The sequence below is a fragment of the Thalassospira sp. MCCC 1A02898 genome, assembly GCF_001618185.1.
Taxonomy (GTDB): domain Bacteria; phylum Pseudomonadota; class Alphaproteobacteria; order Rhodospirillales; family Thalassospiraceae; genus Thalassospira; species Thalassospira tepidiphila.
The window spans coordinates 90,109-110,351 of record NZ_LPXK01000010.1 but is presented as its reverse complement, the minus strand read 5'-3'; the positions used below and the strand labels follow the sequence as shown (position 1 = coordinate 110,351).

Here is a 20,243-nt window from a genome sequence, read left to right as displayed (position 1 = left end):
GGCGGCATTAACAAGGAACCAAGTGATGACGAAAGAAACAGCAAAGCATTGTCTGCTTTATGTTGGTGACGGCGGTGCGGCCCTGTCGGCGGCGATCACCTATGGCCTGTCGGTTTCCGGCAGCACGATTACCATGTCGGATTCCGGTGACGGTTTCATTGATGGCGGCATCAAGCAGGGGTCGCAGATCACCGTGACCGGCTTTGCCGATAATCCGGATTTCACCGCAATCGTCACCACGGCGGCGGCGGGTTCGCTTACACTCAAGGCCCCGGTGGATCCCGATACCCGCCAGGATGTGACCCTTGTCACCGAGGCGGCGGGCGAAAGTGTCACCATCACGGTCGAGAATTACTCCCTGCTGCTTGGGCAGGACAACACGACCTATGAGAAGTCCGCCAGTCAGATTGACTTTGGCGACAAGAACAGTGGCAACTGGTCGCCGCAGGGTGCCGGCACGGTCACCATGTCGGTCACGGCAGGTGGCAAGATTGAATTCACCACCGATGGTGAGCATGGCAACTGGAAAAAGCTTTCGGATGCCATCGACAATGGCACGGATGTCAATTGCCGCCTGGTGATCAACTCGTACCTTGACAGCTACTATGCGCCGTTCTCGATTTCCGGTCAGTCCGGTGGCGGCGGCAAGGACGATCCGAACCCGTATGACTTCACCCTGTCGCCGTCTGCCCGCCCGGTATATGTCACCGGGTATGCATGATGACGGCCAACGAATATCGCGGCGAGATCGCGATTGATATTGGTGGGGCGCAGCGTGTGTTGCGCCCCAGTTTTACCGCGCTTTCGGAAATCGAAACCGAAACCGGCAAGGCGTTGCAGCAGCTTACGGCCAATGCGGTGTCGCTGACGGTCAGCCTGACCGATATGGCGATCATTCTGACTTGCGGTCTTCGGGCGGCGGGTGAGGATGTTGACCGTGATCAGGTCGGGCAGTGGATCCTCGATGCTGGCGGGGCGGTTGAATATTATCAGCCGGTTGGCAAGTTCGTTGTCTTTGGTCTTACCGGGGGGCGGGATTCCGACGAGGAAGACCGGGCCAAGGATGATGACGCGGGGGAGCCGATGCCGGAACGGGCTACCCGTTCCGGCGGATGGCGGCGTTGGCTTGCGGACGCATGGGGTGGTCAGAAGACCGGTTCTGGCGATCAACCCCGCATGAAATGATGATTGCCTTTGATGGCTGGTTTGAAACCGCCCATCCAGAGGCCGCGGCAGCCAAACGCCAGCGCAACGGGTTCAAGGCGTTTCAGGATGCCGTGATCAGGAAAATGGGTAAATAGGGTGTCGGTTCGGGCACCCTTTTTTGTTGGGGTGCTTCGATGGCGACTGTTGCTGATCTTCTGGTGCGGATCGAAGCCAACACCCAGCAAATGCGCAATGAACTGCGCAAGGGCGAAGGGATCGTTAACAACTTTGACAAACGGGTAAACCGTGCGGCGCTTTCGTCATCCAGTGCGCTTTCGCGCATCGGGCGCAGTGCGCAGGCGACGATCGGCATTCTTGCTGGTCTTGGTGTCAGCCTTGGCGTTGCGGAAATCGCCACCGGTATTGCCCAGGTCAATGCGCAGTTTCAGGATTTGCAGACATCGCTCAAGGTGGCGACGGGATCAGCCGAGGCCGCAGACCAGGCATTTGCCGGGTTGCGTGTGTTTGCCAAGGAAACGCCGTTTCAGCTTTCCGAGGTTACGCAGGCGTTTATCAGCCTTAAAAACCTTGGTCTTGATCCGTCGATGGAGGCGCTTCGGGCCTATGGCGATATCGCCAGTTCGTTCAATGGCAAGTCGCTTGATGACTTTATCCAGGCGGTAGCCGATGCGACCACGGGCGAGTTTGAACGCCTTAAGGAATTTGGCATCAAGGCCAGATCCGAAGGTGAAAACGTTGCGTTCACGTTCCGTGGCCTGACCACGACGATCGGCAAGAATGCCGCCGAGATCGAGCGATACCTGCAGGATCTTGCCCGCAATAACTTTGGCGGGGCAATGTCCGAAAAGATGGATAACCTGTCTGGCCGGTTCTCGAACCTCAAGGATGCGGTTGATGATCTGTATGTGACCATCGGCGAAAGCGGCGGCATTGATGTGATGGCTGCGGCCATTGATCTTGCCAGCGATGCTGTGATCGGGTTGACAAGCAACCTTGATGAAGTTGCAGCCGTAATTGCACTGGTTGGTGCGGCTGCGGCTGGCAAGTTCCTTGGTCCTGTTATTACGCAGATGGGTCTGGCGGCTGCTGCGGCACGCGCATCTGCGGCGGAGAACATCCGCTATCAGGCAACGCTTGCCAGCATGGCCGGTGTTTCCCGTGGTGCTGCGGTCGGTTTAACAGCGGTTGGTGTTGCTGCGCGCGGTGCCGGTGCCGCTCTGGCCTTCCTTGGCGGCCCTGTTGGGGCTGCGATCACGGTTCTGGCCGGTGGTGTGTACCTGTTGTCTCAGGCGCAAGGGGATGCCGAAACCGCGACAGACCTTCACCGCGAGGCGATGGAGCAACTTAATTCGGTTACCGGCAAAGGCAATGAACTTGCCAAGACGGCTGCCGAGCAGGCGCGCGATGCGGCCAAGGCACGTATCGAGGAAGCGCGCGCTGTTAACGAGCAGGTTCTTGCATCGACCCGTTTGCAGATGGCGCGGCTTAAAGAGCAGAAATCGCTTCTTGAGCGGTCTTCGCCTGGTTCGCCGATCATCGGCGGCATCGAAAAGGAAATGACAAGCCTGTCGTTTGAGCTTGTCGCAGCCAAGGAACGTGTTGACGAACTTGACGCCGCCTTGGCGCGTCTTGGTGACTCAAGTGGTTCTGGTGGTTCTGGGTCGGGCGGCACCGTCGGTGGTGGTAGCGGATCTGACAAGGCTGCCGAGAAGATCAAGCGAGTTGTCGAAAACTTGAATTTTCAGCGAGAGCAGCTTGGTCGCACATCGCGCGAACAGGCGATTTATAATGCCATGATGCAGGCTGGCGTGGACATCAACAGCAGCAACGCTGCTGTGATCCGCGAGGCTGCGGGGGCCTACTACGACGCCAAAGAGGCGATCGAGGACGTCGTCAAGGCATCGGAGGCCGAGGAAACCGCCCGCCGCGATATCGCTGAAAGCATCGAAGGGCTCAAGCTTGAAAACCGGTTGCTGCAGGTCCAGGGATCGGAGCGTGAAAAGCTTCGCGCGATCCTTGAGGCAGAGGCAACCGCGCGCGAAGGTGGTATCGCGCTGTCCGATGAACAGCGGCGACAGATTGAAAACCTGATCGATGCCAACGAACGTCTGAAACAATCCGAAGATGCAGCAGCCGAGGCTGCCCGAGATGCCCGCCAGTTTGCGCGGGACTTCGGCAATGTTATCGGGTCTTCGTTTGAGGATGCGGTGCTGTCTGGTGAAAAGCTGGGCGATGTACTGAAATCACTCGAAAAGGATATCGCCCGCGTCATTCTGCGGACAGCGATTACCAAGCCGCTTGAAAATGCTGTTGGTGGTTTTGTCAGCAGCATTGATTACGGCTCGCTGTTCGGGTTCGCCAATGGCGGCATCATGACGGGCAGTGGCCCGGTGCCGCTGCGGGCGTACTCAAACGGGGGTGTCGCGTCTTCGCCACAGCTTGCGTTGTTTGGTGAGGGGCGCACGCCAGAGGCCTATGTGCCGTTGCCGGATGGCCGGAATATTCCGGTCAAGATGGAGGGCGGCGGAGAGGCCTTTACCTATTCACCGATGATCACTATCGATGCGCGCAATTCGACTTTGTCGGCATCCGAAATCAGATCAATTGTCAAGACGGCGGTTGATGGTTCGGTTGCCGAGGTGCGCAGCCTGCAACGTCGCAAGGGGAATGCACGGATATGACGATTACTTATCCGCTGACATTGCCTGCCAAGCCGGGTGTGCAGTCCATCCGGTGGCGTCCGATGTCGGTTGTTGCGGTTGCAGTGTCACCTTTCACCAAGCAACGGCAAACGCAGCGCAACCAGGGTCAGGTATGGCAGGCTGATATCACCCTGCCGCCGATCCGGTCGCGTGAAGTGGTCGGGCAGTGGATTGCCTTCCTTCTGTCGCTTAACGGCGCAGAGGGTTTTTTCAAGATGGGCGATCCGGACAATTTCGGGCCGCAGGGCGTGGCAACCGGGTCGCCGGTTGTTTCCGGTGCCAATCAGATCGGCGGGTCGCTTGTGACAAGTGGCTGGACGGCATCAACAACCGGCATCCTCAAGGCGGGGGATCGCATCGGTCTGACCAGCGGGTCGGTAATGCGGTTGCATAAGGTTCTGAAAGATGTCGATAGCGACGGTTCGGGAAATGCCACGCTAGATATCTGGCCGCGTGTGATCAGTTCGCCATCGAGCGGATCGGCGATCGAGCTTACCAACCCGACATCGCTTTTCTGGCTGCCTGACGGCATTCCGCAACATGACATTGATCGTCTTGGTCATATGACTGTCACGCTTAATTGCATGGAACATCTGACATGAGCCGCGATGTTGATCCGGATCTGCTTAATCATCTGATGGGGGATCAGATCAGCCCGATCTTGTTCGGGCGGATCGGGACCGATGCGGGTGATGTGCGGATGTGGACGGGCTATGGCCCGCTTACCTGGGGCGGGTATGAATGGCTTGGTGGCGGAGAATTTGTCGGCATTTCCGAGATCGAGGAAACCGAGGATGTGCAGGCCAACGGCCTTGTTTTCAGTTTGTCGGGCATTCCGACGGACCTTCTGCTGACAACGATTGTTGATATGCGCCAAGGGCTTCCGGGTGAGTTGTTTGTTGGCGCGCTTGCCGATAACGGCGCGCTGATCGGGCAGCCCTATTCGGTTTTCACCGGCGGGACGGATGTGCCGATTGTCGATGATACCGGCGATACGGTCACGATATCGGTGACGGTCGAAAGTGACCTGATCGCGATCGAGCGGGCCAAGGTCCGCCGGATGACTGATGAAGACCAGAAATCCGATTACCCGGATGATCGCGGGTTCGAGTTCGTCAACAGCCTGCAGGAAGCCGAGATTACCTGGGGTCAGCTTTAGTTGATGGTGATGTGATGACGCGATTGCCGCACTGGGAAAGCAAACTTGCAGATTGGCAACAGGCCGCCTTCGGGCGGCCTTTTTCGTGGGGTGATGCGGATTGTTGCCTGACCGTCTGTGACGGTCTGTTGGCAATTACCGGCATCGATCCGGCGGCATCGTTTCGCGGCAACTACAAAACCAAACGCGGGGCTTACGCGGCGCTCAAGCGGTTTGCCGGTGGTGGCCTTGCCGAAACGGTCGAGAAAATCACCGGCGATCTGGGTTGGCCCGAAGTGCCGCGCCTGACCGCGCGCCGTGGTGATGTTGGCCTGGTTGATTCCGATCTTGGCGAGGCACTTGCCATCTGCGTCGGCCCGAAATGGGCGGTGCAGGGCGAAAAGGGCCTTGTGTTCCTGTCGATAAAAGCGGGCCTGCGTGCCTGGAGGGTCTAGCCTATGCCACAAGTAGCGGTCGCTGTCGTTGCTGCTGCTGCGGCCAAGGCCGCCGGGGCAATTATCACCAACGTCATTTTGTCGGCTGTCGTTAGCGCGGTTGTTGGTGCGGCCATCAGTTATGCCGGTGCGTCTCTTTTTGCAACCAAACCGGAAGCTTCTGCTGCGGCTCTTGGTGTTGGTGCGGCTTTGTCCAGTCGCACACAGATGGTGCGCCAGTCTGTTGCCACCCGCCCGATTGTTTACGGGGAAACGGCGGTTTCCGGGCCGATTACCTTTCTGAATGTGACCGATGGCAAGCGCAAGCTGCAATTGTTGATCACGCTGACCGGGCACCCGGTCGAGGAAATTGGCGATATCTGGTTTGGCGATACCAAGGTGTTCGAGGGATCGGGCACCGGTGGCGCGACGGGCAAGTTTGCCGGGTATGCGACCTTCTGGAAGGGTGATGGCACCGAGGCCGGTGACGCCGATCTTTTGGCCGCGATGCGGGCGCGCAACAGCGAATGGACGGTTGATCACAAGCAGGAAGGCTGTGCGAAGCTTTATTGCGAACTGACCTGGGATCAGGATGTTTATGCATCCGGCATCCCGCAGATCAAGGCGCTGGTCAAAGGCAAGAACGATATCTATGACCCGCGCACAGAGACAACCGGTTACACCAACAACTGGGCACTGGTGACGGCGGATTATGTCGCGTCAAGTGCCGGTGTCGGTGCCGGGTATGCGTCGATCAATGAGGATGACCTGATTGCGTCGGCCAATGTCAGTGATGAAGTTGTTGACCTTGCCGCCGGCGGAACAGAAAAGCGGTATGTGGTTTCCGGTGTTGTCGATACCGGCAAGCCGGTTGGTGATAACCTGCGTGAGCTGCTTAATCCCGGTGCCGGCATTGCATGCCGTGCGGGCGGGGAATGGGCGATCCATGCCGGGTATTACCGTACGCCGGAATATACGGTTGATGAAAGCTGGCTTGATGGCCCGATCCGTCTGCGCACGCGCCAGTCAAAGCGCGAGCTGTTCAACACAGTTCGGGCAGTCTATGCATCCGAAGACAGTCTTTGGCAGCCGACTGATTTGCCGGTCCTGAAATCCGAGGTGTTTATTGCCGAGGATCAGGGCGAAACCATCGCCACAGATTATCAATTCCTGTACACCACGTCGCCATCCTGCGGGCAGCGTTTGCAAAAGCAGGCACTGTTTCGCAATCGCCAGCAGATCGAGGTTGAATTGCAATGCAACCTCAAGGCCATGGCGGTTCGGGTTGGCGATGTCGTCGGGTTTACCCGGTCGGCCTATGGCTGGGATGACAAGCCGTTTGAAATTGTCGCCTGGCGGTTTGCGCCGCGTGATGATGGCGATGTGATCCGGCTTGGCATCGACATGACCCTGCGCGAAACCAGCGCAGAGGGTTATGACTGGACCACAGCGGATGAAAAGATCGTGGCGGTATCGGCGGCAAGCACGCTGCCATCGCCAAGCGATGTCGAACCGCCAGACGGCCTTGATGTCACCGAGGTCAAATATTCGACCCGTGATGGTGGCGGCATCAAGGTCAAGGTGGTTCTGCAATCGGGCGAGGCCGATGACGGCTTTGTGACCGATTACCAGTTCGAAAGTCGTTTGCTTGGTGAACTGGAATGGACGGTCTACCCGCGTGTGAAGGGCCGCCCGTTCCTTGAACTGTTTGACGTTGCCACCGGCATTTATGACTGGCGCGTCAAGGCGGTCAGTGTCGTCGGGCCCGGGTCCGATTACGTCACCGTGCGTAAGGAAATTCAGGGCCTTGGCGATACGCCTGCCACACCAACCGGTGTGACGATTTCGGTGTCGGGTGGCTTTGTGTTCCTGCGCTGGAACCGGTCGCCGGATCTTGACGTGACGCAGGGTGGTGTTGTCCGGTTCCGCCATTGTCAGGCGCTTTCGGGTGCGACTTTGGCAACGTCTACCTCGATCGGGGATGACGTGCCGGGCGGCGATACCATGGCGGTGTTGCCGCTTAAGCCGGGTTCGTACCTTGTGCAGTTCGTGGATGCGGTCGGCACGGTGTCGGATCCGGCGGTTGTCACAACCGACGGTGCGACGGTTCTTGAATATTCGACCTATGACACGGTGGTTGAAAGTGCGGCCTATGACGGCACGCATGATGGCACAATTGTCAATGACGACGGTGACCTGACCCTGCAGGGGGCCGGGCTTGTTGATGACATCATTGATTTTGATGCGGTGTCATCAATCGATGCCTATGGCGGCATTCGCACCAGCGGCGAATATGACTGGGGATCGGGCCTTGATTTCGGCACCAAGCGCCGGATGCGTCTGACGGCGTCTGTGACGGTAGAGGTCGTCAATGTGGTCGATCTGATCGATGACCGTCCGGGCCTGGTCGATGACTGGCCCGACTGGGACGGTGAAGCATCGGGCGAAGGCGATTGCACCATCTGGGTGCGCACCACCGATGATGACCCGAATGTATCACCGACCTGGTCGGAGTGGCAGCGTCTTGACAGTGCCGAGGTCTATTGTCGCGGCACTGATTTCAAGGCGGTTCTGACAGTGTCAGACCAATCCTACAACATCCGGGTCAGTGACATGCGGGTGACCGCAGAACAACTGGTTTAACAGGATTTCCAACATGGCAAAGAAAACCAAAGGTGCGGCTACGCCCGCGCCAACCATCCGTGTTGCGCGGTTGGATCGATCCGGTCTGCTGACGGGCTACGAAGATATGACCGAGGGCAGCAAAGCCACCGTCACCGATGGCATGCCGGAATGGGTAGATGGTGGCGATTGTGACCTTAAACCGGGTCGGTACCGCTGGAACCCGCAGGCAGGCCGGTTTGATCTGATCAAGTCCGAAAAGGTGGAAGCCGAAACGGCAATCATCGAAGGGTTCCGCCATCTGCGTGATGTTGAGAGCATCACGTTGCCAGCAGCGACGGAAAGCTGGATCGCGGAATATGACAAACGCAAAGCACGGGCGGGGCGGTAAATGGCACAGCATGATTACGTCGCTGCAAATGGATCAGGTGCGGTTGTCCGGGGTGATTTCAATGATGCGTTTCTTGCCGTCGCAACGATGAATTCTGGCGCAAGCGCCCCATCAACCACCTATGCGTATATGGCCTATGTCAATACCAGTGACGGCCACCTTTATCAGCGCAATGCGGCGAATACCGGGTGGATCGATCACGGCACCGTTGCCAGCCGGTTTTTGCGGCTTGAGGATGTGGCGGCGGGTGGTTCTGCTGGATTGTTGCGGGCCGATGGTGATGGTTCTGGGCTAAGTGGTCTGGCGGCGCTTCCGGTAGGGTCAGTTTTTTGGTTTGGGGCAGAAGACCCGCCGTCTGGGGCTCTTGCATGCGATGGTGCGGCGATTTCGCGCGTAACATATTCAAGTCTTTTTGCTGTTTTGGGTACTGCATTCGGTGCGGGGGACGGTTCGACAACGTTCAATCTTCCAGACCTTCGTGGCGAATTTGTTCGCGGGTGGGATGACGGGCGCGGTGTTGATGCGGCGCGCGTGTTTGGTTCGTCCCAAGCAGACAGTTTGTCAGACCACAAGCATCAGTCAGGTGTTCAATGGTCAAGCTCTAATCCGGATATTCTTTACTATGATGATCCGGACACTGGCTTTGGTCTTGGAGACGCCACGGATACGACCCTTGACCGTTATGCATCAGGGGGATCAGGCGGTGCGCCATCTTCTGCGGCAAGTTACCTCCTAACTGATGTGCCTTATTCTGCATCCGTTTCCGGCGAGACGCGCGGTCGAAACGTCGCATTGTTGGCGTGCGTAAAATACTGAGGCGAACATGGAAATTTATCACTATCACCCGGTTACAAAAGAGCATATCCGAACGTCTCCCGCCCGCGAAAACCCCAAGGAACCCGGGAAGTATCTTTTGCCAGCGAACGCGACGACTGTTGCAGTCGGTTCGGTGCCTGATGGCGGTGTCCGGGTCTTTGATCCGTCATCCGGTTCATGGTCTTCGGTCGAAGATAATCGCGGACAAACCGTTTATCGAAAGTCGGATGCGTCCAAGGTCATTGTGGATTGGCTGGGCGCTATCGGTTCCGATTATACCGAACTGGTTCCATCTTCATCTGGCGAGGCATGGGATGGGTCGCAATGGGTTTCCCCATCGCCGACACAGGCGATCGTCGAAACCGAACGAAACCGCCGTCTTGCCGCCGCATCATTCGATTATGATTTCGGCGATGGGCGCGGTGTTCACACCATCGGCACCGATGAAAAGGACATGGCGGCCTGGATGATGGAAGTCATGCCGCTGGCTGTCGCACAGCTCCAGCTTTCCGACACAACGCCAATCAAGATCGTTACCAACACCGGCCCGGTTGAGGTAACGCCCTTGGAATGGATGGATATCGTTCGAACCGGCGTGCGTGTCTCGCAGGGGCGGCAGGCGATCTGGCAAAGTTACTTTGCCCTGATCGCGATGGACCCGATTCCGGCGGATTATCAGGATGATCAATACTGGTCACCGCCACCGGAACCGGAGGGGGAATAGGGCCATGAACAAGGTCAAGCTTTGTTACGGGATCGCACGGGCTGCGATCCTTTTTTTGTTGCTGTTGCCCCTCATGCCCGGGGCAGGCGCGGCACCCGTGTGCGGCGATCGGCAAAAGGTGATCGATGGTCTTTCGGCCAAATATTCCGAGGAACCGGTTGCGGTCGGGGTGACGTCCAATGGTGGCGTGATCGAGGTGCTTAAAGCCCCCGATGGCCAAACCTGGACCATCCTGTTTACCTATCCGTCCGGCCCAAGTTGCCTCGTGGCAAGCGGGGAGGCGTGGCAGGAACTTGAAGAAAAGCTAAAGGGGCCGGGGGCCTGATGTCCCGCTGGTGAACTGCCAATTCCTGCATCAGGGGGTGAGATGCAAGAGAACCTGCCGCCGTCATTTTCGATTGAATCGCTTGTGGACCTGATCAAGACCAACGGTCTGCTGTTTTCCTTTGCGGTGCTGGTGCGGATGCTTTGGCATCAGCGCCTTGTGCGGCTGGGTCAGCGCCGGTTTTGGTCGTGGGATCTTCTGTGGGAAGTCCCGATGGCCGTTATGTGCGCAGCGGTTGGTTCTGGCGTTGCCAGTTATTTCGCGCTTGAGGGCAGCCAAACGGTTGCCTGCATCGGCATTTGTTCGTGGCTGGGACCAAGTGGCAGCCAAGCGATACTTGACCGGCTGCTGGCGCACTACGCGAAGGGAACACCGAAATGATGATTATCCTTCACATCATCGCCATGGTGATCGGCGGTACTTTGTTTGGCGGCATCGCCATGCTGGCCGGTCCGGCCATGTGGCTTGTCATCGCGCTGACTATCATCGGGGCCATCGTTGGCTATGTCGTGGTTTGGGCGGCGCTTTCCATGGGGTGGATACGATGATTGACGCATCACAATTGCGCCTTGCTGTCATCCGCCCTGTGCTTAAGGAAGCAGGGGTGTGGTCGCAGGCGGCGGAAAACCTCGTGCTTGGCACGGCTGCACAGGAAAGCTGCTGTGGCAAATATCTGGTCCAGCTTAAAGGCGGCCCGGCACGCGGCATCTTTCAGATGGAGCCACGCACCCTTGACGATATCTATGACAACTATCTGTCATATCGCGATGACCTGCGCGGGACTGTGGATGCTTGGCTGATCGGTGCGATCGACAAGGCCGAAAACCTGACCGTCAATCTGGCCTATGCGGCGCTGATGTGCCGGGTGCATTACCTGCGCCGGGCCGAACCGCTGCCCAAGGCCGATGACGTGCGCGGCATGGCGGTCTATTGGAAGCGGTACTACAACACGGTTCACGGCAAAGGCACCGAACAGGAATTTGTCGAGAACTATGAACGCTATATCGGGGGTGCGTGATGCCAGGTTTTCTTCCTGCCCTGATCGGTCTTGCACCAGCCTTGATTGATCTGTTCACATCCGATGACAGCACGTCCAGCAAGGTCATGAACGCAGCCCTTGAAGTTGGCCGTCAGGTCACAGGGCTTGATGCCGAGGATGATATCGTTGCGGCGCTTGAGGCGGACCCGGCGAAGTTGCTTGAGTTTCAGGCAAGGGCCGGTGATCGCGCGATCGAGATGTACCGAGCCGAGAATGAACGGCTGGCGACCATAAACCAGACAATCCAGACAGAGGTAAAATCCGAAGACTGGTATGTCCGACGCATGCGCCCGACCTTTGGATATATCATGGCGATCACATGGGGGTTGCAGATGGGGGCTGTTGCCTGGACCATCATCAACACCCCGGAATTTGCCGCAGAAGTGATCACGGCCATGGTCAGCCTTTCGACCATCTGGTCAGTCGGGCTTGCGGTTCTTGGTGTTTATGTCTATCGCCGTTCCGGTGAAAAGCAGGCGGGGGTAGAACCAAGCCCGGCTGGCATGTCGGCGTTGTCGAAGATGGCACAGGGCATCGGCGGCATGTTCCGCAAGCCAAAGCCAGCCACCTAACCCACCAACCGGCACCCATCCTTGCAGGCCCCTGTCGGGTCGCAAGGGTGGGGATGGTCGCAACGATAGTTCGCGCAATAGATACGGCAATGATCATTCATCCGTGCGGCCTCAAGGATGCTGATATAGCCATCCCAATCATGACCCATATATTTTTTGCCTGAATTGTTCCTGTTATGTTCTTTTAGTTATCCAAGAACGGCAGAAAGTCAAGGGTTAGCATCCGATTTTCACAGTGGTATTTTCTGCACTGTATTGGTGGTTTCGCTCCTCGGCTACCAATTAAATAAGCCCTGCATCCCTGATGCAGGGCTTATTTCATTTGTATCCTTGGATCGGGCTTGCCCCCGTGGGTTCGCGAGAAAGCGAGGCACTCAGCTTTCGAGAGACGTTGCGCGAAACGCTTAACGGTCCGCCGGGCGCTGCCCAAGGATAAAAAACAGCCCAAAGGCTGGTTTTTACAATTCCCTCCTTCGCTACCAATTAAAGGAGCGGGAGAGAGCTAGGGTATGATAAAGCGTCGGGTTTAATTAGAATCAGTCCGTTCCGAGCCTTGAAATCTCAATAAATTCATCCAAACCTGCCAAGTCCAAAGGCTCAATAGTTTGGCTCGAAAAAGCAATAACGTATTTTTGTCCACCGTATCGGTTGTCTTCGCAAACGAGACTTTTTCCAGATGCTGAATAGCTCTCTTTGAACTCAGGATACTGGTTTGCCCAGTTCGCAATAGCTTTTAGGTTGGCAGGCTGAAAGAATGCGTTCATCGCATTTGTTTTGTTGATCAAGCCCCGGATATTGTTAGTTAAGGCTTCTATCCCGTTTAGTTTGCTACGTAATTGCTGAGTTGTGAGGCTGTGTGTTTGAACTTCATCAAGTTCAACGTATGCACTCTTGAGGTGATCTGAGATTAGAGCAAGTTCATCCTTGATTGGTTGCTGCCGTACAACAAACTCTTGACCGCTGAACCGACCAACAACCAGATTTTGAGTGACATAATATTTTTTAGGTTTAGGAGGTCGAATGCCTTCTCGCCGCCTTCTTTTCTGTTCTGTCGTCGTAAGATTATCCCATTCTTCCTTTTCGTCTTCATAGTTTGAAGCTTCTCGTTCTTCTCGAGCTATATCCCGGATCTGTTTGGGAATGGTTAGTTCTCCTGAGGACTGTGCCAAATAGCGCTGCAAATCGGGAAACTTGTCTATCAGTCCTATGTGTAGATCGTCATAGATAGTGAACAATTCACTTTCAACTAAGGTATCAAGATACTCGAGAAACTCTGCAAACCCTGCTTGGACTCTCTTTAACCGACCTAGTTGGAGACTTCGTTTCATTTGTTCAGTAAAATCTCGGCTAACCTGTTCAAAATTCGCCGAATAGTGTTTTTTACCGCAGTGATGGCCGATTAGAAAACGCTCACCTGTACTTGGCAATTTAAGTACAAACCCTTTGGAGTGGTTGGGCTGGCTAACTTTGCAATGCACACATTTGACGAATGTACTTTTCTCAGGGTCTGACTGCCGCAGATCATACTGGTATTCAATAATTGGAATTTCGCTGCTAGTTGGCAGATGGTCGATTAAGCCATCCAATTTGAGGGGGTCTTTTGTCCAAAATTGACGATTAAGAAGGTCATCATCGTTCACTTCCAAGAAGAACTCCGTAAGTTACGTCGTCAGATGTTTCATCTATAGGTTATTAAACATCAGATAATGAAAAACTTAAAGTTCTAGTCTGTGCCAACCAGCCGCAAATTGGCGAGAAACAATAGTCTCATCGTTCTGCTAGCTTTTCATTCTACCGACGTATAGCTATATTCTGAGAAACCCCTCTGTTTGGGAAGCCCACGCCCACCGATGCCTGACGCCGTTTATTTGTTTATTTCCCTATCTCTCGCCGTCATTACCGTTGTTGCGGGGGGCTATGCTGCCCGTCTGCACAGGCGGGAAACTGCGCGCCAGGACCTGTCTGATGCCGTGATGGCGATGATTTCCGACGGTGTCGTGACGCTTGGTGCGGATGGTTCTGTTAAGTGTCTCAACGCAGCCGCCAAAGCGACGTTTGGCCGCGAGGTTTCGGGTCGGAAACTCGCCGACCTGCTAAGGGGCTTTCCCGGCGCTGGCGACGCATTGCCGCAAATCGAATACCGGGCCGACGCCGTGCGCGCGGACGGTTCGATTTTTCCGGTTACGGTGACGCTTTTGGCGCTGAGTGACCGGAGTGAAACCGTGCTGATCGTGCGCGATCTCTCGCGTATCCGGCCGGGTGCCACCGAGGAAGAGCAACGCTTCAAGCAAAGCCAGTATTTCGCGCGTATCGGGACCTGGGACTGGCGCATTGATACCGACGAGCTTTACTGGTCTGACGCGATTTATGGCATGTTTGGCTATAAGCCGGGCGAGGTGACGCCGACCTATTCCCTGTTTTGTGACGCCGTGCATCCCGATGACAAGGAACGCGTGCGCGCAGGTGAAATCCGTTGCATTGAAACCGGCGAAAACCATGACGAAGAATACAGGGTGGTTTGGCCGGATGGCACCATCCGCTGGCTGCGTGAAACCGGCAATGTCACCAAGAACGAGGCCGGTGCAACCGTCAAAATGATGGGGGTTGTGCGCGACATTACCGAGGAACGCGCCGAAACCGATCAAATCCGTGACCTTGCCTTCCATGACCCGCTGACCCGCTTGCCCAACCGGATCATCTTCGAGGACCGGCTGCGCAAGGCAATGGACCGCGCCAAGCGCTACAAAAAGCTGGTTGCGGTGGTGTTTATTGATCTGGATGGCTTCAAGCAGATCAATGATGGGCTTGGTCATGTTGCGGGTGACCGCATTCTGATCAATACTGGTCAGCGTTTAATCAACTCCGTTCGGGCGTCCGATACCGTCGCCCGTATCGGTGGGGATGAATTTACCGTCATTCTCGAGGACCTTGAAGCCGATGCCGAGGTCCATGGTATTGCCGACAAAATTCTTGGTGCAATCGCCGAGCCTATGGAATTGGGCGAGGGCAGCTATCGCGTCGGCGCCAGCCTCGGTATCGCGATTTATCCCGAACATGCCAGAACACTTGATACCCTGATCCATATCGCCGATCAGGCGATGTATGGCGCCAAGGCAGAGGGCACGAACCTTTATCACATCGGTTGGGAGATGGCAGATTGAGGAAAGGTAACATCGAAATACGCCCCGCCACCCGCGATGACCGCGATGCCTGGGAAGGTCTCTTTCGCGACTATATGGTGTTTTATGGCTGTGGGGTTTCTGAAACAGCACTCGATACCACCTGGGGCTGGATCATTGATCCTAACGGCCCCATGGAATGCTTGTTGGCCGTCAAGGAAGGGCAGGTTGTCGGCCTTGCCCAATATCGTGCAGTGCCGGAAACCCTGACCGGTAGCTGGTTCGGCCATCTCGACGACCTTTTTGTCACCCCCACGGCCCGCGGCGCTGGGGTTGCTCAGGCCCTGATGACAAAGCTTTGCGATATCGCCCGTGATCGCGGCTGGTTCAAACTGACATGGATCACCGCAGACGACAACGCGACCGCCCGCAGGCTTTATGACCAGATCGCTAACGCCTCAGACTGGGTGGTTTATGAGCAGATGCTCGCGGATTGAGGACTGAGTGGCTGCTATCCGCTCTTCCTTCGCACCAGTCGCCCATCAATCACCACCAGTCCAGCACCAATCACGACCATCCCTATCATGTGTTGCGCCAAAAGCACTTCGCCCAGAAAGCCGACCCCTAGCAAAATCGCACTGACCGGGATCAGGAAGGTGACAAGCAGCAGGTTGCTTGCCCCGGCGCGTTTGAGGATGGCGAAGTAAAGGATATAGGCCAGCGCCGTGCTCAGCGTTGCAAAACCCAGCACGGCAAGGATGGTGCTGGTGGTAGGAACCGGCAGGTGCCAGGGCTGATCAATCAGGATCGAAAGCGGCAGGAGCATCAGGCTTGATGCACTTGTCATGCCGGCCGCCGTCAGGATCGGCGGGGTGGTGGCAAAACGTCTGCCAAACACTCCGGCACAGCCATAACTGAACGCGGCAAGCAGAACGGCACCCGGCGCAAGCAGGCCCATCGTGTTGGTAGATGTTGGTAGGCCGAAAATCACAATCACGCCGCCAAACCCGATCAGAACACCGATGGCTTTACGCAAGGTGAGCTTTTCGCTGTCTGTTGCGATATGGGCAATCAGCAGGGTGAAAAGTGGTGTGGTGGCATTCAGGATCGCGGCAAGGCTGCTGGTGATTTGAGTCTGGCTCCAGACAATCAGGCAAAACGGTATCAGGTTGTTAAGCCCGCCCATCACGGCAACGCCCGCCCAGAATTTCGGATCACGCGGGATCGCGATATCGCGCAGCAACACTACCCACCACAGAACCATGGTCGCAATCGACACCCGGCACAGCACAAGCGTCAGGGGCGGCAGATCGACAAGCGCGATCTCGGTAAAGAAAAACGATCCGCCCCACAGGACCGACAGTGAGATCAGCATCAACCAGCTGACGCGGTCCATTGGTTGGGTGGGCGGTTGTTTGGGCTGTAAGCCACCTGCGGTAGAGAGGTTTCTTGGGCCATCAATACCGCGATGTTTCGGGCGGGAAGACAGTTCCATATCAAGCGATATCAAACGTGTGGTGTTTTCATGGGGCAGCATCGCGGGCTCCGTCGATCTGTTGGTGACCAACGAAGATTAGGCGGATCAAAATGTTGTTGCTCGCCAGTTTCGGACCTGAAGGTGGGATCAAGAAAAACGGGGGCCAAGCGGCCCCGTTTTAATCATCAGACAATCAGGTGTCCTATTCCGCCGCGAGGGTTTTATTCCTCATACCAATGAATTTCGGAAGCCGCGCAAAGATGGTGATGTTGCCAAGCAACACCATCGCAAGCCCGGTTGCGCCAATCGGGGTCCAGACATAGCCTTCAAGGAAGGTCGAGACGGTAAGGGCGACCACCGGGAACAGCACGGTGACATAGGCCGCACGCCCGGCACCGACCCGGTTGACCAGTGCGAGATAGGCGATAAACGCCACGACTGAGCCCGGAATGGCGAGATACAGCAAGCCACCGATATAGATCGGGTCGGTCGGCATGACCGGGGTCTGGCCGCGGAACATGGCAAAGATAAATAGCAACACCGTGCCATAGATCATGCCACGCGCCACCGCATCACGGTTGGGAATGCCCATGCGGTTGAGTTTGACCGATACCATGTTGCCGCAGCTAAACACCGCCGTACCGCCAAGCGCAAGCAGCATGCCGGTGATCGCATTGGCGTTGTGCGACAGGGCATAGATCTGATTGGCAAACAGACAGGCGATACCAGCAAGCCCGAATGCGGCACCAAAGACAAAACGTAAGCCCGGCCGGTTGCCATAAAAGGCCCAGTTGCCCAGTGCATTGAAAATGGTCGAGGTGGTGAAAATCACCGCGACAATGCCGCTGGCAATATAGCCGGTCGCCGAATACATCAGGATAAAGTTGATACCAAACAGCCCGCAGCCCAAAAGCACGATCCACGGATGTGCGTGCCATGGTACAGGACGCCATTTGCGCGATAGGAACAGGAAGCCGCACAAAACGACCGCCGCCAGTGCAAAGCGATAGAAGATCGAGATTTCGACCGGGATTGGTCCGATCTGAAGTTTGATCGCATACCAGGTAAATCCCCAGCAGGCTGTGACAATCACGAATAAAAGGGCTGTCATCATCGGGGCTTTCAAAACAGCACGTGCAAAGGCAGTGGTGGCACGAGGGGTGACGCATATCTGGTCACGCGGGTTGGTGGCGCGCGGGGACCAATCAGGGAACGAATACTCAGGGGCATATCCGCAAACCAATAATAGGCCACAGTCAGCCTCGCGTGGCTTTCACGTTCTTGCGGTATTTTCGGATTTTGCGGAGGGTTCGACGCATAAAAAAACGGGGCGGATACTGCATTGTATCCGCCCCGCTTTTGAATATTAGGTCAGGAAGACCGCGTCATTGCTGTTGATCGGTTGGTGGCCTCGGGGATCAGCCCCTTTGGCGCAAACCGCATGACGATCAAAAGGATCGCTCCCATCATCAGGTAACGCATATAGGCCGCACCGGCGACGAGGTGCTGGGCAAGCTCCGATCCTTCGCCAAGCGGGGCGGTGATCGTTGACATGAACCAGTTGCCAAACGGCTCTGCCTCAACCCAGAGGAACCAGATGATAAAGCCACCGAGGATAGAGCCCCAGTTGTTGCCGGAACCACCGAGGATCACCATCACCCAGATCAGGAAGGTGTAGCGCAGCGGGATGTAGCTGGTTGGTGTTAACTGACCATCAAGGGTGGTCAGCATCGCACCGGCAATCCCGCACACCGCACAGCCCAGAACAAAGGTCTGAAGGTGGCGGCGTTTGACGTCCTTGCCCATCGCGGCCGCCGCATCGCGGTTGTCACGAATGGCGCGCATCATCCGGCCCCACGGCGACTTCAAGGCGCGTTCGGCAAACCACATGATGATTGCCAGCACGATGACAAACAGCACCGCATAGCACAGTTTGACAAACAGGCTGGCGGCATCGGAAATCTCGGCTGCGCCAAAGAAGTTGGCCAGGCTGATGAACCATTCGCTTTCGATCAGGTCGACTTCATAGGGCACCGGGCGTGGTATGCCGGTGACGTTTTTAACCCCGCGCGACAGCCATTCTTCGTACTTGATGATCGCAATGATGATCTCGGAAATGCCAAGGGTGGCAATCGCCAGATAATCCGCCCGCAGGCCAAGCGCGATCCGCCCGATCAGCCAACCGCCACCAGCGGCCACCAAACCGGCCAGCGGCCACGCAACAAGCACGGGCAAGCCCGCACCGCCAAGATAACCGCTCAGTGCCGGGTCGATGCTTTCAATCGCATCGGTCGCCGGACCAAAGAACACACCAATCAGGAAATAACCCGCCAGCAAAAGAACAAGCGTGACCGGAAGCTTCAATGCCGGGTGAACAAAGCGGCGGGCGTAAATGACTGCAACAATGGTCGCAGCAAGGCTCAGCAAGGACAGGGCAATATCCCCACCGGCAACGGCCCAAGCTTCGCCCACAGGCGGCATCGAGACCAGAACGGCGGTCAGGCCACCAAGTGCTGTAAAGCCCATCACACCGACATTAAACAGGCCGGCATAGCCCCACTGCATATTGACGCCGAGCGCCATCACCGCAGAAATCACACAAAGATTGAAGATGCCAAAGGCGACGTTCCAGCTTTGAAGAAAGCCGATCGCGATCAACACCAGGCACATCAGGCCATATAGGAGCGCAACTCTCTTCGTCATATCACTTTCCCACGAATAATACCGGTTGGCCGGATCAGAAGAACCGCGACCAGAATGATGAAGGAGACTGCAAACTTGTAGTCCGTCGACAGAAGTTGCACGAGCCCGTCTGGCGCCCAATCCGTCGGGCCGAGATAGGTCAGGAACTTCTTGAAGGCATAGGTCACGGTCACTTCGGAGAAGGCCACAATGAACGCGCCCAAAATCGCGCCGACCGGTTGCCCGATACCGCCCAGAATGGTGGCGGCAAAGATCGGAAGCAGGATCTGCAAGAAGATGAATGGCTTGTAGGTCTTATCAAGGCCATACAGCGTGCCGGCGATGGCCGCCAGTGCCGCGGCGATAACCCAGCAGATCATCACCACACGTTCCGGGTTGATCCCCGACAGCAGTGCCAAATCCTCGTCATCGGAATAGGCACGCATGGCCTTGCCCGATCGGGTTTTCTGCAAGAACCAGAACAGCCAGGCAACGACAATGGCGGTGACAACAACCGTGATCAACTGGCTTTGCTTTATCGCAATACCTTCATCAAGGCCCAAGGCGCGGCGTGAATCAATCGCGCCAATGATAAAACGTTCGCCATCGGCAAAGCTTTGATCGGCCGGGCCGATGACGATACGGATAATACCCGCGATCAGGAACATCACGCCGACCGATACAATGGCAAAGACAATCGGGTTTGAGCGCTGCTTGCGATAAAACCGGAACACCATCCGATCCATGACAAGCGCCATGCTGATGGCGGCCAATACCCCAATCGGCAACGCCAGAAGGGCGGTCGGGAAGGGGTCGATAGAAACGCCCATATTTTGCAGGAACCAGGTGACCAAAATCGTGATCATGGTGCCAAATGACATCAACTCGCCATGCGCAAAGTTCGCAAAGCGCAGGATGCCGAAAATAAGTGTGACGCCAAGCGCCCCAAGGGCGAGCTGTGCACCATAGGCAGTCGCCGGAACGACCACAAAATTGGTAAACAGCGCGAGTGCGTTAAGAATTTCCATTCAAGTC

At 56.4% G+C, this 20,243-nt stretch carries 22 protein-coding genes; 17 read left to right on the top strand and 5 right to left on the bottom strand.

The window, feature by feature from the left end; all coding sequences use genetic code 11:
- Window positions 1-25 precede the first annotated feature (25 nt).
- The 15 genes from AUQ41_RS09555 (at window position 26) to AUQ41_RS09490 (ending at window position 11,930) form a co-directional block, all read left to right on the top strand.
- The gene (locus tag AUQ41_RS09555) at window positions 26-721 is read left to right on the top strand and encodes a hypothetical protein (RefSeq protein WP_063088195.1); all 696 of its coding nucleotides are present in this window, start codon (window positions 26-28) and stop codon (window positions 719-721) included.
- A complete protein-coding gene (locus AUQ41_RS09550) occupies window positions 721-1,185 on the top strand; it encodes a gene transfer agent family protein (protein ID WP_063088193.1) in 465 nt (154 codons plus the stop codon). The genes AUQ41_RS09555 and AUQ41_RS09550 overlap by 1 nt, the downstream gene beginning before the upstream one ends.
- A gap of 155 nt (window positions 1,186-1,340) precedes the next feature.
- Window positions 1,341-3,848, top strand: coding sequence for a tape measure protein (locus AUQ41_RS09545; RefSeq protein WP_063088191.1), 2,508 nt, complete (start codon window positions 1,341-1,343; stop codon window positions 3,846-3,848).
- A complete protein-coding gene (locus tag AUQ41_RS09540) occupies window positions 3,845-4,471 on the top strand; it encodes a hypothetical protein (RefSeq protein ID WP_063088189.1) in 627 nt (208 codons plus the stop codon). The genes AUQ41_RS09545 and AUQ41_RS09540 overlap by 4 nt, the downstream gene beginning before the upstream one ends.
- Window positions 4,468-5,028 carry a hypothetical protein gene (locus AUQ41_RS09535; RefSeq protein ID WP_063088187.1) on the top strand — a complete coding sequence of 187 codons (561 nt, stop codon included), beginning with the start codon at window positions 4,468-4,470 and terminating at the stop codon, window positions 5,026-5,028. The genes AUQ41_RS09540 and AUQ41_RS09535 overlap by 4 nt, the downstream gene beginning before the upstream one ends.
- A gap of 14 nt (window positions 5,029-5,042) precedes the next feature.
- The gene (locus AUQ41_RS09530; RefSeq protein WP_063088185.1) at window positions 5,043-5,462 is read left to right on the top strand and encodes a hypothetical protein; all 420 of its coding nucleotides are present in this window, start codon (window positions 5,043-5,045) and stop codon (window positions 5,460-5,462) included.
- Between the two features lie 3 nt (window positions 5,463-5,465).
- Entirely contained in the window at window positions 5,466-8,084 is a 2,619-nt protein-coding gene (locus AUQ41_RS09525) for a phage tail protein (protein WP_063088183.1), read from the top strand.
- Between the two features lie 13 nt (window positions 8,085-8,097).
- The gene (locus AUQ41_RS09520) at window positions 8,098-8,454 is read left to right on the top strand and encodes a hypothetical protein (RefSeq protein WP_063088181.1); all 357 of its coding nucleotides are present in this window, start codon (window positions 8,098-8,100) and stop codon (window positions 8,452-8,454) included.
- Window positions 8,455-9,270 carry a phage tail protein gene (locus tag AUQ41_RS09515; protein WP_063088179.1) on the top strand — a complete coding sequence of 272 codons (816 nt, stop codon included), beginning with the start codon at window positions 8,455-8,457 and terminating at the stop codon, window positions 9,268-9,270. It begins immediately after the preceding gene.
- A gap of 7 nt (window positions 9,271-9,277) precedes the next feature.
- Window positions 9,278-9,994, top strand: a complete 717-nt coding sequence (locus AUQ41_RS09510) for a hypothetical protein (RefSeq protein WP_063088177.1) — start codon at window positions 9,278-9,280, stop codon at window positions 9,992-9,994.
- A gap of 4 nt (window positions 9,995-9,998) precedes the next feature.
- Window positions 9,999-10,319, top strand: coding sequence for a hypothetical protein (locus AUQ41_RS09505; RefSeq protein ID WP_232308358.1), 321 nt, complete (start codon window positions 9,999-10,001; stop codon window positions 10,317-10,319).
- A gap of 42 nt (window positions 10,320-10,361) precedes the next feature.
- Window positions 10,362-10,700: a phage holin family protein gene (locus AUQ41_RS09500; RefSeq protein WP_063088175.1), complete on the top strand. Its 339-nt coding sequence runs from the start codon at window positions 10,362-10,364 to the stop codon at window positions 10,698-10,700.
- Window positions 10,697-10,867: a hypothetical protein gene (locus AUQ41_RS20695; RefSeq protein WP_157092643.1), complete on the top strand. Its 171-nt coding sequence runs from the start codon at window positions 10,697-10,699 to the stop codon at window positions 10,865-10,867. Before AUQ41_RS09500 ends, AUQ41_RS20695 begins: the two co-directional genes overlap by 4 nt.
- The gene (locus tag AUQ41_RS09495; protein WP_063088173.1) at window positions 10,864-11,337 is read left to right on the top strand and encodes a hypothetical protein; all 474 of its coding nucleotides are present in this window, start codon (window positions 10,864-10,866) and stop codon (window positions 11,335-11,337) included. The genes AUQ41_RS20695 and AUQ41_RS09495 overlap by 4 nt, the downstream gene beginning before the upstream one ends.
- Window positions 11,337-11,930 carry a 3TM-type holin gene (locus AUQ41_RS09490; protein WP_063088171.1) on the top strand — a complete coding sequence of 198 codons (594 nt, stop codon included), beginning with the start codon at window positions 11,337-11,339 and terminating at the stop codon, window positions 11,928-11,930. Before AUQ41_RS09495 ends, AUQ41_RS09490 begins: the two co-directional genes overlap by 1 nt.
- Before the next feature lie 536 nt (window positions 11,931-12,466).
- On the opposite strand, the gene AUQ41_RS09485 is transcribed toward AUQ41_RS09490, so the two are convergent.
- Entirely contained in the window at window positions 12,467-13,576 is a 1,110-nt protein-coding gene (locus AUQ41_RS09485; protein ID WP_063088169.1) for a hypothetical protein, read from the bottom strand.
- 204 nt (window positions 13,577-13,780) lie between these two features.
- Between AUQ41_RS09485 and AUQ41_RS09480 the strand changes: the two genes are divergently transcribed.
- Together AUQ41_RS09480 and AUQ41_RS09475 are read left to right on the top strand one after the other, a co-directional pair.
- Window positions 13,781-15,091, top strand: coding sequence for a diguanylate cyclase domain-containing protein (locus AUQ41_RS09480; protein ID WP_143588784.1), 1,311 nt, complete (start codon window positions 13,781-13,783; stop codon window positions 15,089-15,091).
- Window positions 15,088-15,546 carry a GNAT family N-acetyltransferase gene (locus AUQ41_RS09475; protein ID WP_063088167.1) on the top strand — a complete coding sequence of 153 codons (459 nt, stop codon included), beginning with the start codon at window positions 15,088-15,090 and terminating at the stop codon, window positions 15,544-15,546. The genes AUQ41_RS09480 and AUQ41_RS09475 overlap by 4 nt, the downstream gene beginning before the upstream one ends.
- Window positions 15,547-15,560: 14 nt before the next feature.
- Here the strand turns inward: AUQ41_RS09475 and AUQ41_RS09470 are convergent, their stop codons facing one another.
- The 4 genes from AUQ41_RS09470 to AUQ41_RS09455 all read right to left on the bottom strand — a co-directional run bounded on the left by AUQ41_RS09470 (window position 15,561) and on the right by AUQ41_RS09455 (window position 20,236).
- Window positions 15,561-16,586: a DMT family transporter gene (locus AUQ41_RS09470; protein ID WP_198155627.1), complete on the bottom strand. Its 1,026-nt coding sequence runs from the start codon at window positions 16,584-16,586 to the stop codon at window positions 15,561-15,563.
- A 142-nt stretch (window positions 16,587-16,728) separates the two neighbouring features.
- Complete coding sequence (locus tag AUQ41_RS09465) at window positions 16,729-17,640, bottom strand: DMT family transporter (protein WP_232308357.1); 912 nt, start codon at window positions 17,638-17,640, stop codon at window positions 16,729-16,731.
- A gap of 257 nt (window positions 17,641-17,897) precedes the next feature.
- Window positions 17,898-19,229, bottom strand: coding sequence for a branched-chain amino acid ABC transporter permease (locus AUQ41_RS09460; protein WP_063088163.1), 1,332 nt, complete (start codon window positions 19,227-19,229; stop codon window positions 17,898-17,900).
- A complete protein-coding gene (locus AUQ41_RS09455; protein ID WP_063088161.1) occupies window positions 19,226-20,236 on the bottom strand; it encodes a branched-chain amino acid ABC transporter permease in 1,011 nt (336 codons plus the stop codon). Before AUQ41_RS09455 ends, AUQ41_RS09460 begins: the two co-directional genes overlap by 4 nt.
- Between the last annotated feature and the right edge of the window lie 7 nt (window positions 20,237-20,243).

Coding starts and splice junctions, on each gene's coding strand:
- AUQ41_RS09555 (WP_063088195.1), top strand. CDS start 26: ATGACGAAAGAAACAGCAAAGCATTGTCTGCTTTATGTTGGTGACGGC.
- AUQ41_RS09550 (WP_063088193.1), top strand. CDS start 721: ATGACGGCCAACGAATATCGCGGCGAGATCGCGATTGATATTGGTGGG.
- AUQ41_RS09545 (WP_063088191.1), top strand. CDS start 1,341: ATGGCGACTGTTGCTGATCTTCTGGTGCGGATCGAAGCCAACACCCAG.
- AUQ41_RS09540 (WP_063088189.1), top strand. CDS start 3,845: ATGACGATTACTTATCCGCTGACATTGCCTGCCAAGCCGGGTGTGCAG.
- AUQ41_RS09535 (WP_063088187.1), top strand. CDS start 4,468: ATGAGCCGCGATGTTGATCCGGATCTGCTTAATCATCTGATGGGGGAT.
- AUQ41_RS09530 (WP_063088185.1), top strand. CDS start 5,043: ATGACGCGATTGCCGCACTGGGAAAGCAAACTTGCAGATTGGCAACAG.
- AUQ41_RS09525 (WP_063088183.1), top strand. CDS start 5,466: ATGCCACAAGTAGCGGTCGCTGTCGTTGCTGCTGCTGCGGCCAAGGCC.
- AUQ41_RS09520 (WP_063088181.1), top strand. CDS start 8,098: ATGGCAAAGAAAACCAAAGGTGCGGCTACGCCCGCGCCAACCATCCGT.
- AUQ41_RS09515 (WP_063088179.1), top strand. CDS start 8,455: ATGGCACAGCATGATTACGTCGCTGCAAATGGATCAGGTGCGGTTGTC.
- AUQ41_RS09510 (WP_063088177.1), top strand. CDS start 9,278: ATGGAAATTTATCACTATCACCCGGTTACAAAAGAGCATATCCGAACG.
- AUQ41_RS09505 (WP_232308358.1), top strand. CDS start 9,999: ATGAACAAGGTCAAGCTTTGTTACGGGATCGCACGGGCTGCGATCCTT.
- AUQ41_RS09500 (WP_063088175.1), top strand. CDS start 10,362: ATGCAAGAGAACCTGCCGCCGTCATTTTCGATTGAATCGCTTGTGGAC.
- AUQ41_RS20695 (WP_157092643.1), top strand. CDS start 10,697: ATGATGATTATCCTTCACATCATCGCCATGGTGATCGGCGGTACTTTG.
- AUQ41_RS09495 (WP_063088173.1), top strand. CDS start 10,864: ATGATTGACGCATCACAATTGCGCCTTGCTGTCATCCGCCCTGTGCTT.
- AUQ41_RS09490 (WP_063088171.1), top strand. CDS start 11,337: ATGCCAGGTTTTCTTCCTGCCCTGATCGGTCTTGCACCAGCCTTGATT.
- AUQ41_RS09480 (WP_143588784.1), top strand. CDS start 13,781: ATGCCTGACGCCGTTTATTTGTTTATTTCCCTATCTCTCGCCGTCATT.
- AUQ41_RS09470 (WP_198155627.1), bottom strand. CDS start 16,586: ATGCTGCCCCATGAAAACACCACACGTTTGATATCGCTTGATATGGAA.
- AUQ41_RS09465 (WP_232308357.1), bottom strand. CDS start 17,640: ATGATGACAGCCCTTTTATTCGTGATTGTCACAGCCTGCTGGGGATTT.
- AUQ41_RS09460 (WP_063088163.1), bottom strand. CDS start 19,229: ATGACGAAGAGAGTTGCGCTCCTATATGGCCTGATGTGCCTGGTGTTG.
- AUQ41_RS09455 (WP_063088161.1), bottom strand. CDS start 20,236: ATGGAAATTCTTAACGCACTCGCGCTGTTTACCAATTTTGTGGTCGTT.